The following is an 11945-nucleotide window of genomic DNA, read 5'->3' as shown; positions in this document are numbered from 1 at the left end:
CATTGCCTCAGTGCAGGACCGCGCTGAGGAAGGTCGTGAGCTCGGGCGTCTTCGGCTCGGCGAGCACCGCCGCGGCCTGGCCTTCTTCGTGGATGCGGCCCTCGTGCATGAAGACGACACGCGAACCGAACCGGCGGGCAAAGCCCATCTCGTGGGTGACGAGCATCATGGTCATGCCCTCCTGCGCCACGGATTCGAGCACTTTCAGGACCTCACCGGTGAGTTCCGGATCGAGCGCCGAGGTGACCTCGTCGAACAGCATCAGCTTCGGCCGCATGGCGAGCGAGCGCGCGATCGCGACGCGCTGCTGCTGGCCGCCGGAAAGCTGCGAGGGATAGGCGTCGAGCTTGTCCGCCAGCCCGACGCGGGCCAGCACCTCGCGGGCGACCTCACGCGCCTCGTCCGGCCGCTGCTTCTTCACGACGCGCGGGGCGAGCGTGATGTTGTCGCTGACCGAGAGATGCGGGAACAGGTTGAACTGCTGGAAGACGATGCCGACCTCCTGCCGGAGCTTGCGCAGGTCGGTGGCGGGGTCGTTGACCTTGACGCCGTCGATGCGGATCGTGCCGGCCTGCACCGGCTCCAGGCCGTTGACGCAACGCAGCAGCGTGCTTTTCCCCGAGCCCGAGCGGCCGATCACGGCGACGACCTCGCCCTTCTCGATATCGAGCGAGACGCCCTTCAGCACCTGGTTGGCGCCATAGCTCTTGCTGACGTCATGGATTTCAACGAGCGACATCGAGCTTCCGCTCGAGCGAGCGGCTCCATTGCGTGAGAGGGAAGCACATCGCGAAATAGATGCAGGCGACGGTGATGTAGACGGCGAAGGGCTTGTAGGTGCCGGCCGCGGTGAGCTGGCCCTCGCGGGTGAGCTCGACGAAGCCGATTACCGCCGCCAGCGAGGTGTTCTTGATCAGCTGGACCAAGAAGCCGACCGTCGGCGGGATCGCGATCCGGATCGATTGCGGGATGATCACGTAGCGCAGTTGCTCGCCGAGCGAGAGCCCGAGCGAGGCGCCCGCCTCCCACTGCGTTTTCGCGATCGAGACCAGCGCGCCCCGCCAGATCTCGCCGAGGAAGGCCGAGCCATAGACCGAGAAGGCGACGGCCGCCGCGATCCAGGGATTGACCGAGATGCCGGCGAGCGGCAGGCCGAAGAAGATCAGGAACAGCCAGACCAGGAGCGGCGTGCCTTGGACCAGCTGGATATAGGTCGCCGCGAACCAGCGCAGCGGCGCGAGCGGCAGGATCCGCATGATCGCGAGCCCAAGCCCCAGCACCGCCGAGCCGGCGAAGGCGACTGCGGTCAGCGCGATCGTCCAGCGCGCCGCCGCGATCAGGTACATCACGTCGATGAGGCCGAATTCCCGGATCATCGCACGAACACCAGGCGGTAGATCAGGGCGAACAGTCCGCGGAAGCCGATGGCGAGCGCGAGATAGAGCACACCGATCACCGTATAGACCTCGAAATCGCGGAAGGTGCGCGATTGCACGATCGACGCGGCATGGAACAGGTCCTGCACCGAGATCTGCGAGGCGACGCTGGTCGCCAGCATCAGCAGCACGAACTGGCTGGCGAGCGCCGGGAACATCGCCTTGAGCGCCGGGAAGACGATGATGTAGCGGAAGACCTGCAGGCCGGAGAGCCCAAGCGAATGCCCGGCCTCGACCTGCGCCTTCGGGACGGCCTCCAGGCCCGCACGCACGATCTCCGTGGTGTAGGCGCCCAGATTGATCACCAGCGCGATCATCGCCGCGGTCAGCCCGTCGAGCCTGACGCCGAAGCTTGGCAGGCCGAAGAAGATCAGGAAGAGCTGCACCAGCAGCGGCGTATTGCGGATGATCTCGACATAGGCGCCGACGATGCCGCGCAGCCAGGCCGGGCCATAGGTACGCCCGGCGGCACACAGGATGCCGATCAGGAGCCCGCCGACCATCGCGACACCCGAGAGCAGGAGCGTGATCCAGACGCCGTCGAGAATGGACTCCCAGGCCGCAAAGACGTCGCGAAACTGGAGCCCGTACTTCATCGCCGTCAGCCTTCCAGGGCCTGCGGACCAAGGTCCCGCCGGCCGGATGCGCTGGACGGATGTCGCGGCGATGCGCTCATGTGTCTCCCTCTTTACCCGGAGGCTAGATTGGCTTCTTATTTGATGTCAAGCTTCATATATGAAACAGGCGCAACATGAGCGTTATTCCCGAAGCCGACACTGACGAGAAGGCGGCCTATGCCGCCCCCGCTCTGGAAAAGGGCCTCGACATCCTCGAACTGCTCGCCGAGACAGGCGAGCCGCTCTCGACCCGCGTGATCGCCGAGCGGCTGCAGCGCTCGAAGAGCGAGATCTTCCGCATGGTCTTCGTGCTGCAGCAGCGCGGCTATCTCGAGCGCGAGCCGGGGACCGACCGGCTCGGCCTGTCGCGCCGCCTGTTCGACCTCGGCATCAGGACGCCGGGCGGCAAGCAGCTCACCTCGGTCGTGCTGCCCCTGATGGAGCGCTTCAGCGAGGAGAGCGGCCAGGCGGCCCATCTCGTAGTGCTCAGCCGGGCGCAGACCGTGGTGCTCGCCACCACAGCCGGCCATCTCGATGCCAGCGTCATCGTCCGCCCCGGCTATGGCCGCCCGGCGCTCGACGCCAATTCCGGCCTGCTGATCCTCGCCTTCCAGTCGGAGGCGCGCCGGCGCGGACTGATGGGGGAGGCTCCGCCGGAGACCAGGCAGCGTCTCGACGAACCGGCGACGCAGGCCGCCCTCGCCGAGATCCGGGCGCTCGGCCACCGCATTGCGCCGAGCCGCGACATCCTCGCTGTAACCGATATCGCCTGCCCGGTGATCGGCCCGGCCGGCCATGCCGAGGCAGCGATCCTGGTGCCTTGCCTGCAACGCCACGGCGTCGAGACCGACGAGAGCGCCATCCTGCTCGCACTCAAGGCCTGCGCTACCGAGGCGGGGCTGCGCCTGCCCTTTGGCTAGCACTGATCCGGTAAACCCACGGGCTAACCCGGAAAACCCGCGCAATTGCCGCAGCGCCACCCGAAGCCGGCCATATACTCTCCAAGATTGCTCGCGATTTTGCCTCTGATCGGAGCAACCGCCACGGAGGAGGACGATATGGCCGAGACCGCGACGAACCCGCAGACCATCGTGATGACCGATCCGGAATGGATCGCGCTGGAAAGCATCAACGAGGAAACCCGCCGCTTCATCTTCGGCGAGGCGATGCTGCGTCTGCTTCAGGGCCGCGGCCTGGCCGAGCCCGGCGACGAGCTCTGGAAGGTCACCCCGGAAGGCCAGCAGGCGCTCGAAGCCCGCAGCCATTGATCCTCCCACGTCACTCACTCAACCTAGTCGTCCCGGACAAGCGGCGCAGCCGCGCCGATCCGGGACCCATTCCTGAGCCTTTCCGATAGAGCTTCCGGGATGGGTCCCGGGTCTCCCTGTGGTCGCCCGGGACGACTCATTCAAATGTCGGACCGGTCGGCGAGCGTCAGACGGTTGCAAGCGCCGGCCGCGCAGCCCATCTCAGCGCTACGCCAGCTCGCTCACGCTTCCGGGACCTGACGCATGAAACGCCCCGTTACCATCACGATCTCGCATGCGCTCGGCCGCGAGACGGCCCGCCAGCGGCTGCAGGACGGTGTCGGCAAGGTCCGCGATAAGCTCGGTGGCTTCGGCATGCAGCTCGTCGAGGAGAGCTGGCAGGGCGACACGCTGCAGTTCGGCGTCGCCGCTCTCGGCCAGACCGTCAGCGGCAAGATCGAGGTCGAGGATGCGCTCGTGCGTGTCGAGGTGATGCTGCCTTTGATGCTCGCCATCTTCGCCGAGAAGCTGAAGCTCGGCGTCGAGAAGCAGGCCCAGATCCTGCTGGAGCACAAGCCGACCAAGGCGTGACCTTGGCCTCGGCACACCGTGTCGCAGCCTCGTTGCGACTTTTGTTCACCATAGAAGGTTGAATTCCCCCGCCGCGATCCGCAAAGTCGCAGGCGCCCCTTCCCGCCTGCCCACCGGAGACCCATGCATCACGGCCCATTGATCGCCATCATCGTCATGGGCCTCGGCCTCGCCTTCGTGTTCGGGGCGCTGGCACAGAAGTTCAGGGTTTCCCCGCTCGTCGGCTATCTCCTCGCCGGCGTCGCGGTCGGCCCGTTCACCCCTGGCTTCGTCGCCGACCAGGGGCTCGCCAACGACCTCGCCGAAATCGGGGTCATCCTGCTGATGTTCGGCGTCGGCCTGCATTTCTCGCTGAAGGACCTACTCTCGGTCAAAGCCATCGCGGTGCCCGGCGCGCTGGTGCAGATCGGCACCGCGACCCTGCTTGGCCTGGGGCTCGCTTTGCTGCTCGGCTGGAGCGTACCGGCCGGCCTCGTCTTTGGCCTGGCGCTCTCGGTCGCCAGTACCGTCGTGCTGCTGCGCGCCCTGCAGGAGCGTCGCATCGTCCAGACCGAGAAGGGCAAGATCGCCGTCGGCTGGCTGATCGTCGAGGACCTCGCCATGGTCCTGGCGCTGGTGATGATCCCGGCGGTCGCCGATGTGCTGAACGGCGGCTCCGGAGCCGCCGCAGGCGGCGGCCCGCTGGCGACGCGCTTCGATCTCGGCCTCTGGGGCGTGCTCGGCCTGACGCTCGCCAAGGTCGCCGCTTTCGTCGCCTTCATGCTGATCGTCGGGCGCCGGCTGATCCCCTGGATCCTGCACTGGGTCGCCCATACCGGCTCGCGCGAGTTGTTCCGGCTCGCCGTGCTGGCGATCGCGCTCGGCGTCGCCTATCTCGCCGCCAGCCTGTTCGGCGTCTCCTTCGCGCTCGGGGCCTTCTTCGCCGGCATGATCCTGAGCGAATCGCCGCTCAGCCATCGCGCCGCCGAGGAATCGCTGCCGCTGCGCGATGCCTTTGCCGTGCTCTTCTTCGTCTCCGTCGGCATGCTGTTCGATCCCGGCATCCTGCTGCGCGCGCCGCTGCCGCTGATCGCAACCATCGCCATCATCCTGTTCGGCAAGACCCTGGCGGCCTGGCTGATCGTGCGCGCCTTCGGCAAGCCCGATCAGGTCGCGCTGACGATTTCGGCGAGCCTGGCGCAGATCGGCGAATTCTCCTTCATCCTCGCCGGACTCGGCGTCTCCCTGAAGCTGCTGCCGGAACAGGGCCGCGACCTGATCCTTGCCGGTGCGATCTTCTCGATCGTGCTCAACCCGCTGATGTTCAAGCTGGTCGACCGCTTCGCCCCGCCCGACCCGGCACCGGCCAAGCCCAGGCCGGCAGAACCGAAGCCGGCCGAGGCCGCGCCCGTCCCTCAGACGGAAGCGCCGGCCGCGACGCCGGAGCCCGAGCCAGTGCCCGCCCCCGAACGCGACATCGCCCCGACCGAGCTCTCCGACCACATCGTCGTCGTCGGCTATGGCCGCGTCGGCTCGCTGCTCGGCGCGGGGCTCGCAGCCATGGGCGAGAAGCTCCTGGTGATCGAGGACCAGGATGACGGCGTCGCTGCCGCCCGCCGCGATGGCGCCGAGGTACTGGTCGGCAATGCCGCCGATCCGGAGGTGCTCGGCGCCGCAGGCCTTGCGCGGGCGAAGCGCCTCTTCGTCGCCATCCCCGGCAGTTTCGAGGCCGGCCAGGTCTGTGAGCAGGCGCGCAGGCAGAACCCGAACCTGCCGATCGTCGCCCGCGCCCATTCCCTCGCCGAGGTCGAGCACCTCAAGGGTTGCGGCGCCAGCCGCACCATCATGGGCGAGGCCGAGATCGCCCGCGCCATGCTGGCGCTCTGCGGCAGGAAGGGCGAGGAGCCTGCTCCGAGCACGCCGAACGCGGCGTGAGCGAGGCTACCCATCGCCATCCATCAGCGGATGCAGGTCGCGCACCATGCTCTTCAGCCGCTCGTCGAGGATGTGGGTGTAGATCTGGGTCGTCGCGATGTCGGCATGGCCCAGCAGTTCCTGCACGACGCGCAGATCGGCTCCGTTCTGGAGGAGATGGCTGGCGAAGGCATGCCTGAGCACATGCGGCGAGACCTTGGCCGGTGAGAGGCCAGCTGCCGCCGCCAGCGATTTGAGGTCGCGGCCGAAGGCCTGGCGGGTCAGGTGCCCGCTCTCGCCGTCTGACGGAAACAGCCAGCGCCCGTCAGCCGCGCCTTGCTCGCGCAGCAGGGCAAGATGCGCCGAGGCTGCGACGCGCGCCGCCTCGTTCAAGGGCACCAGCCGGTCCTTGTCGCCCTTGCCGCGCACCACCAGGAAGCGTTCGCGCGTCGTCGCCGCCGAGAGCGGCAGCGCGATCAATTCGGAAACGCGCAGGCCGGTAGCGTAGAGCATCTCGATCAGGGAGCGCATCCTGACCGTACGAGCGCGCGCGGCGGGCGAGAGCCCCTCCTGCTCCGCCATCTGCTGGGCGGTGCCGATCAGCTTGTCGACCTCGGCGACGCTCAGCACCTTGGGCAATGGCCGGCCGAGCCGTGGGCCCTCGATCGCGGCGGTCGGGTCGCCTCCCACCAGGCCCTCGGTATAGAGAAAGCGATGGAACTGCCTGACGGCTGAAAGCCGCCGAGCGGCCGAGGAGGCCTTCAGCCCGCGCTCGGACAATTCGACCAGATAGGCCCGGACATCGTCCGCCGTAGCCGCGGCGGGGCCGCCCTGGCTGACGGCGAAGCCCAGATAGTCCTCGAGGTCGCGCTCATAGGCCTCGAGCGTGTTTTTGGCCGCGCCCCGCTCGGCCGCCAGCATGTCGAGGAAGCCGTTGAGCCAGGAGCGCGCCTGCCTGCTCATTTCTGCTGCAGCTTCGAGGGCGGCACGATCTCGACGATCTCGCGCGGCTCCGGCTTCACGAAGGTGACCAGCGCGAGCATGCCGCCATAGACCAGCCCGGCGATCACAGCCAGGAACGTCACGAACTTGAACAGCGTCGGCACGGCCGGCGATTCCCCATGCACCCCAACCCGTTATTTCTGATCGGGGGTATCGAACGCAAGCGCGGAACCGGCGATCTCTGCAGGTTGCAACCCGCGCAGGCTGTTGCCGACGAACCAGCGCCCGGCCTGCCTGAGGTCGTCGAGCCGCAGCGGCGCTTCGCGGGCATCACCGCTCTCCATGAGTTCACGGCGCAGCACGCCCGGCAGCAGACCGTGCTCCAGCGGCGGCGTGAGCAGCACGCCGTCGTGCTCGACGAAGATGGTGCTGCGGCTGGTCTCGGTGACGAAGCCCTGCCGGTTCAGAAGCAGGGCATCGTCGCAACCTTGTGCCGATGCCTCGGTAAAAGCTCGCTCATAGATCGCCCGGCGCGTCGTCTTATGGCGCAGGAAGGGATCCCCGGCATCGACCCGCTGCGTCGCAATGGCGATCCGGACCGGGCCGCCTGCCACGACCGGCATCGGCGCAGTCGTGATCTGAAGCGTGCCGTCGCGGCGCAACTCGCAACGCACACGGCGTTCCTCCCCGGCAGGAAACGATGTCTCAGCCTCTACGAGTTGCCCCAGCGCCTGCTCCCGGTCAAACCGGAAGCCGAGCGCCGCGGACGACGCAGCCAGACGCTCGAGATGCAACGCCAGCCGGACATAGCCACCCGACCAGCGCAGCGTCTCGATCAACCCGTAATCCCCGGCGAGATCCGTCAGCACCCGCGCCTTCAGCCGGCATTCGGCATATTCCTCAGCCGGCCTGGAATCGACGACGATCCCGCCGCCGACGCCGTAGACGCCCTCGCCCCCCGGCAGCAGTGTCGCGGTCCGGATCGCGACGTTGAAGCTGAGATCGCCGTTCGGCGCGATCATGCCGAGCGAACCGGTATAAACCTCGCGCGGCGCGGCTTCGAGCTCGCGGATGATCTCCATCGCCCGCAGCTTCGGCGCTCCGGTCACCGAGCCGCAAGGAAACAGCGCCTGCATCTGCTGAAGCAGCGACAGGCCGGGCCGCAATCGGCTCGTCACCGTCGAGGTCAGCGTATGAAAACCCGGATAGGTCTCGACGCTGAACAGCGCGGGAACCTCGACCGAGCCCTGCTCGCTGATCCGGCTGAGGTCGTTGCGCAGGAGATCGACGATCATCAGGTTCTCGGCCCGCTGCTTCGGATCGGCGCGGAGCGCTGTCTTCGCCGCCTCATCCGCCTGCGCATCGACGCCGCGCGCTGCGGTCCCCTTCATCGGCCGGGTGACCGCGCGCCCGTCTGCCGTCTCGATGAACAGCTCCGGCGAGACCGAGGCGATGCTAGCCTCGCCTGTCGCGACCAGGCCGCCATGGCCGACCGGCTGGCTCGCCCTGAGCGCACCGTAAAGCGCGAGCGGATCGCCGGGATAGCGGAAGCGGATCGGGAAGGTCAGGTTGACCTGATAGGCGTCGCCGGCGTGGAGATAGTCGAGCACGTGCTGCACCGCCGCCGCATGCGCCGCTTCGTCCAGATCGAACGCCAGATTGTCCAGCGGCGGCGGACAGCGCGCCGCAAGATCTCGATCAAGCGCCGCCGGCTCGATGCGGCGGGGCTCTTCGAACAGGCCGAACCAGAGCAATGGCAGCCGAGGCTCGCTCGGCGACAGCCCTGCCAGCCGTGGCTCGAAGGCATAGCCGAGCTCGTAGGAGAGGAAGCCGGCCGCGTGCAGACCCTGCGCCAGACCGGCCTCGATGCGGCCGAATGCAGCGACAATGCCGGAGGGCTCGCTGGCCGAGACAATCTCGGCGGGCTCGGCGAAGAGCAGCGCCTTGCCTGTCTCACTGCGATCTTCCAGCAGCACGAAAGGCGACCGCAGACCGGCGATCCCGCAATTTGCTCCAGCCACCGGCATCACGCCCTTCGCCCCCGTCGCGGCGCTACGAGCCCGACTGCGTGGCCGCGGTCAAGCGCCCGTGCATCGCACATGGCGGTACCGCGATCCTCATGCTAGAGCGGGCGCAAGGAATTCATTTGATGACGATGGCGGAAACGATCGAACAGGTGGATCGCATCGCCCTGCGCGCCGCGCTCGGAGCGCGGGCGGTAGTGCTGGTAGGCATGATGGGCTCGGGCAAGAGCTCGGTCGGCAAGCGCCTCAGCGCCCGGCTCGGCTTGCCCTTCGTCGATGCCGATACCGAGATCGAGACCGCCGCCGGCATGACGATCCCAGAGATCTTCGCGCAGCGCGGCGAAAGCGAGTTCCGCGATGGCGAGCGCCGCGTCATCTCCCGCATCCTGACGACGCGCGCACCGCTGGTGCTGGCGACCGGCGGCGGCGCCTTCATGAACGCCGACACCCGGGCCCGCATCGCGGAGCTCGGCATCTCGATCTGGCTGAAGGCCGAGCCGGACGTGCTGATGCGCCGCGTCCGCAAGCGCAGCAACCGCCCGCTGCTGCAGACCGCCGATCCCGAAGCGACCGTGCGGCGCCTGCTGGCCGAGCGCGAGCCGATCTATGCGCTCGCCGACATCACGCTGATCTCGCGCGACGATCCCCATGAGGTCGTCATCGAGGACGCTGTCGCGGCGCTCGACCGGCGGCTGCGCCAGGAAGGCAAGGAATGAACGCTTTGGCTGAGGCTGCCCCTGCAGCGGAACGCATCGTCGTGCCGGTCGCGCTGGCCGAACGCTCCTATGACATCCTGATCGGCCGCCACCAGCTCTGCGAGGCCGCCCAGGTGATCGCCAGCCGCTTTCCCGGCGCCCGCGCCGCCATCGTCACCGACACGAACCTCGCCACCCTGCACGCGCCCGCCCTCGAATCCTGCCTGCAGCAGGCCGGCGTCACCGCGACGCGCCTGACCATCCCGCCGGGCGAATCCTCCAAATCCTATGCCCGCTTCATCGAGCTCTGCGACGGCCTGCTCGCCGCCAAGATCGAGCGCAACGACCTCGTCATCGCGCTCGGCGGCGGCGTCGTCGGCGATCTCTCGGGTTTTGCCGCCTCGGTGCTGCGCCGCGGCGTGCGCCTGGTCCAGATCCCGACCAGCCTGCTTGCCCAGGTCGATTCCTCGGTCGGCGGCAAGACCGGCATCAATTCGAGCCATGGCAAGAACCTGATAGGCGCCTTCCACCAGCCGGCGCTGGTGGTCTGCGACACCGCCTTGCTCGACACCCTCAGCGAGCGCGAGTTCAAGGCCGGCTATGCCGAGGTGGTGAAATACGGGCTGATCGACGATGCCGCCTTCTTCGACTGGTGCGAGGTCAACTGGCGCCGCGTCATGGAGGGAGGCCCCGAGCGCGACCATGCGGTCGCGACCGCCTGCCGGGCCAAGGCCGCTGTCGTCGCCCGCGACGAGCGCGAGGATGGCGACCGTGCGCTCCTCAACCTCGGCCACACATTCGCCCATGCGCTGGAGCGCCTGACCCGCTACGATTCCGGCCGCCTCGTTCATGGCGAAGCCGTCGCGATCGGGCTTTGCCTCGCCTTCCGCTTTTCGCAGCGTCTCGGCCTCTGTTCCGGCCAGGATGCCGGCCGCGTCGCCGCCCATCTCGCTGCCGTCGGCCTGCCGACCAGGCTGCAGGACGTTCCCGGCGGAACCGGCACGGCGTCTGACATCGTCGAGGCGATGACCCAGGACAAGAAGGTCAAGCGCGGCGCACTGACCTTCATCCTGGCGCATGGCATCGGCAAGAGCTTCATCGCGCCCGGCGTCGCCACCGAGACGGCGCACGACTTCATCGAGAGCGAACTCGCGGGAACCTGAGCGCTTCCTCCATGGTCGCCATCCCGCACCTCGATCCCTGGCTCGCCATCGCCATCGTCGCGCTCGGCGTATTCCTGACAGGCTTCCTGGCCGCAGCCGATGCGGCGCTGCATGCGATCTCGCGCGCCAGGCTCGTCCAGCAGGAAAAGGCCGGGAGCCGCCGCGCCGCGATCGTCCTGTGCGTGCTCGGCGATCGCGAGCGCCTGAGCGGCGTCTTCCTGCTGGCGCGGACACTGGTGAAGACCGCGACGGCGAGTTTTGCCGCCTATGCCGCGCTCGCCTCCTTCGGCGTCAGCGGCGCGGCCTGCCTCGCGATTGCTGTCGCGCTCATCGTCGTTGTCGTCGGCGAACTCGCGCCGCGCATGGCGGCCGTTGCCGACCCCGAGCGGATGGCGCTCAAGCTGGTGCGGCCGGTGGCACGCCTGCTTGCCGTACTCGGTCCGCCGGTCCGGCTGATGCAGTGGTTCGCGCGCCGCTCGCTCGGCCTGTTCGGCCTGCGGATCGATTCGCAGCGCCCGGTGCTGGCGATCGACGAGATCCTGCGCGACCAGATCGAACTGATGCGCCAGGAAGGCACGGTCGCCAAGGCAGATGGCGACATGGTCAGCGGCCTGCTCGATCTGAAGCAGCTCGAAGTCGCCGATGTTATGATCCACCGCACCAAGATGCGCACGATCAATCTCGATCTCGGGCCTGAGGCGATCGTGCGCGAGGTGCTGGCCTCGCCCTATACCCGCATGCCGCTCTGGCGCGAAAAGCCGGAGAACATCGTCGGTGTCCTGCACGCCAAGGACCTGCTGCGCGCGCTCGACGCCGCCGGCGGCGACGCCTGCAAGCTCGATGTCGCGACCATCGCGCTCGAAACCTGGTTCGTGCCGGTGAATACGCCGCTGCCCGAGCAGCTCAAGGCCTTCCTCGCCCGCAAGACGCATTTTGCCCTCGCGGTCGACGAATACGGGGAGGTGATGGGGCTGGTGACACTCGAGGACATCCTCGAGGAGATCGTCGGCGACATCCGCGACGAGCACGACGTCGCCGTTCCCGGCCTGCGCCAGCAGCCGGACGGGGGCGTTATCGTCGATGGCGGCGTGCCGATCCGCGATCTCAACCGGGCGATGGACTGGCAGTTGCCCGACGACGAGGCGACAACCATCGCCGGCCTTGTCATCCACGAGGCCCGCGCCATCCCCGATGCCGGCCAGGCGTTCACCTTCCACGGCTTCCGCTTCGAGGTGATGCGCAAGAGCCGCAACCGGCTGACCGCGCTCAGGGTGGCCCCCGCCGGCAACGGCACCCATGGGCACGAGCCCGCGACCGCCACGTGATGACCGCCGGAG

General features: G+C 68.1%; 13 protein-coding genes. 7 read left to right on the top strand and 6 right to left on the bottom strand.

What is annotated here, in order from left to right; genetic code table 11:
• Nucleotides 1-7 precede the first annotated feature (7 nt).
• From V7S63_RS11710 to V7S63_RS11700, 3 genes are read right to left on the bottom strand one after another with little or no spacing between them, the layout of a single operon-like run.
• Nucleotides 8-739 (bottom strand): amino acid ABC transporter ATP-binding protein, encoded by a 732-nt coding sequence (locus tag V7S63_RS11710; RefSeq protein WP_100962671.1) that lies wholly within the window; start codon nt 737-739, stop codon nt 8-10.
• Entirely contained in the window at nt 726-1376 is a 651-nt protein-coding gene (locus V7S63_RS11705) for an amino acid ABC transporter permease (RefSeq protein ID WP_336530338.1), read from the bottom strand. Before V7S63_RS11705 ends, V7S63_RS11710 begins: the two co-directional genes overlap by 14 nt.
• Nucleotides 1373-2032 (bottom strand): amino acid ABC transporter permease, encoded by a 660-nt coding sequence (locus V7S63_RS11700; protein ID WP_091837946.1) that lies wholly within the window; start codon nt 2030-2032, stop codon nt 1373-1375. The genes V7S63_RS11705 and V7S63_RS11700 overlap by 4 nt, the downstream gene beginning before the upstream one ends.
• Nucleotides 2033-2187: 155 nt before the next feature.
• Here V7S63_RS11700 and V7S63_RS11695 point away from each other — a divergent pair, with 155 nt between their 5' ends.
• The 4 genes from V7S63_RS11695 to V7S63_RS11680 all read left to right on the top strand — a co-directional run bounded on the left by V7S63_RS11695 (nt 2188) and on the right by V7S63_RS11680 (nt 5805).
• A complete protein-coding gene (locus V7S63_RS11695; RefSeq protein WP_336530337.1) occupies nt 2188-2973 on the top strand; it encodes an IclR family transcriptional regulator in 786 nt (261 codons plus the stop codon).
• A gap of 138 nt (nt 2974-3111) precedes the next feature.
• Entirely contained in the window at nt 3112-3321 is a 210-nt protein-coding gene (locus V7S63_RS11690; RefSeq protein ID WP_100962668.1) for a hypothetical protein, read from the top strand.
• Nucleotides 3322-3564: 243 nt separating this feature from the next.
• Nucleotides 3565-3891: a polyhydroxyalkanoic acid system family protein gene (locus V7S63_RS11685; protein WP_336530336.1), complete on the top strand. Its 327-nt coding sequence runs from the start codon at nt 3565-3567 to the stop codon at nt 3889-3891.
• Nucleotides 3892-4014: 123 nt separating this feature from the next.
• Complete coding sequence (locus tag V7S63_RS11680) at nt 4015-5805, top strand: cation:proton antiporter domain-containing protein (RefSeq protein ID WP_100962666.1); 1791 nt, start codon at nt 4015-4017, stop codon at nt 5803-5805.
• 6 nt (nt 5806-5811) lie between these two features.
• Here V7S63_RS11680 and V7S63_RS11675 read toward each other — a convergent pair whose 3' ends face one another.
• Genes V7S63_RS11675 through V7S63_RS11665 form a run of 3 tightly spaced genes read right to left on the bottom strand, consistent with a single transcriptional unit; the run spans nt 5812 to nt 8753 of the window.
• Nucleotides 5812-6747: a site-specific tyrosine recombinase XerD gene (locus tag V7S63_RS11675; RefSeq protein WP_336530335.1), complete on the bottom strand. Its 936-nt coding sequence runs from the start codon at nt 6745-6747 to the stop codon at nt 5812-5814.
• A complete protein-coding gene (locus V7S63_RS11670; protein ID WP_091838341.1) occupies nt 6744-6890 on the bottom strand; it encodes a histidine kinase in 147 nt (48 codons plus the stop codon). Before V7S63_RS11670 ends, V7S63_RS11675 begins: the two co-directional genes overlap by 4 nt.
• Before the next feature lie 30 nt (nt 6891-6920).
• Entirely contained in the window at nt 6921-8753 is a 1833-nt protein-coding gene (locus V7S63_RS11665; protein WP_336530334.1) for an aminodeoxychorismate synthase component I, read from the bottom strand.
• A gap of 122 nt (nt 8754-8875) precedes the next feature.
• On the opposite strand from V7S63_RS11665, the gene V7S63_RS11660 reads away from it, so the two are divergent.
• Genes V7S63_RS11660 through V7S63_RS11650 form a run of 3 tightly spaced genes read left to right on the top strand, consistent with a single transcriptional unit; the run spans nt 8876 to nt 11933 of the window.
• Complete coding sequence (locus V7S63_RS11660) at nt 8876-9466, top strand: shikimate kinase (RefSeq protein WP_100962663.1); 591 nt, start codon at nt 8876-8878, stop codon at nt 9464-9466.
• Nucleotides 9463-10608, top strand: a complete 1146-nt coding sequence (gene aroB / locus V7S63_RS11655; RefSeq protein WP_336530333.1) for a 3-dehydroquinate synthase — start codon at nt 9463-9465, stop codon at nt 10606-10608. Before V7S63_RS11660 ends, aroB begins: the two co-directional genes overlap by 4 nt.
• Before the next feature lie 11 nt (nt 10609-10619).
• Complete coding sequence (locus V7S63_RS11650; protein WP_336530332.1) at nt 10620-11933, top strand: HlyC/CorC family transporter; 1314 nt, start codon at nt 10620-10622, stop codon at nt 11931-11933.
• Nucleotides 11934-11945: the final 12 nt, after the last annotated feature.

The sequence above is a fragment of the Allobosea sp. CCNWLY174 genome, assembly GCF_037120455.1.
Lineage (GTDB): Bacteria > Pseudomonadota > Alphaproteobacteria > Rhizobiales > Beijerinckiaceae > Allobosea > Allobosea lupini.
The sequence above is the reverse complement of the archived record's forward strand: the minus strand, read 5'-3'. Positions and strand labels throughout refer to the sequence as shown.

Bases quoted from the DNA above. Each gene is read 5' to 3' on its own strand.
- V7S63_RS11710 (WP_100962671.1), bottom strand. From the start codon at position 739: ATGTCGCTCGTTGAAATCCATGACGTCAGCAAGAGCTATGGCGCCAAC.
- V7S63_RS11705 (WP_336530338.1), bottom strand. From the start codon at position 1,376: ATGATCCGGGAATTCGGCCTCATCGACGTGATGTACCTGATCGCGGCG.
- V7S63_RS11700 (WP_091837946.1), bottom strand. From the start codon at position 2,032: ATGAAGTACGGGCTCCAGTTTCGCGACGTCTTTGCGGCCTGGGAGTCC.
- V7S63_RS11695 (WP_336530337.1), top strand. From the start codon at position 2,188: ATGAGCGTTATTCCCGAAGCCGACACTGACGAGAAGGCGGCCTATGCC.
- V7S63_RS11690 (WP_100962668.1), top strand. From the start codon at position 3,112: ATGGCCGAGACCGCGACGAACCCGCAGACCATCGTGATGACCGATCCG.
- V7S63_RS11685 (WP_336530336.1), top strand. From the start codon at position 3,565: ATGAAACGCCCCGTTACCATCACGATCTCGCATGCGCTCGGCCGCGAG.
- V7S63_RS11680 (WP_100962666.1), top strand. From the start codon at position 4,015: ATGCATCACGGCCCATTGATCGCCATCATCGTCATGGGCCTCGGCCTC.
- V7S63_RS11675 (WP_336530335.1), bottom strand. From the start codon at position 6,747: ATGAGCAGGCAGGCGCGCTCCTGGCTCAACGGCTTCCTCGACATGCTG.
- V7S63_RS11665 (WP_336530334.1), bottom strand. From the start codon at position 8,753: ATGCCGGTGGCTGGAGCAAATTGCGGGATCGCCGGTCTGCGGTCGCCT.
- V7S63_RS11660 (WP_100962663.1), top strand. From the start codon at position 8,876: ATGACGATGGCGGAAACGATCGAACAGGTGGATCGCATCGCCCTGCGC.
- aroB (WP_336530333.1), top strand. From the start codon at position 9,463: ATGAACGCTTTGGCTGAGGCTGCCCCTGCAGCGGAACGCATCGTCGTG.
- V7S63_RS11650 (WP_336530332.1), top strand. From the start codon at position 10,620: ATGGTCGCCATCCCGCACCTCGATCCCTGGCTCGCCATCGCCATCGTC.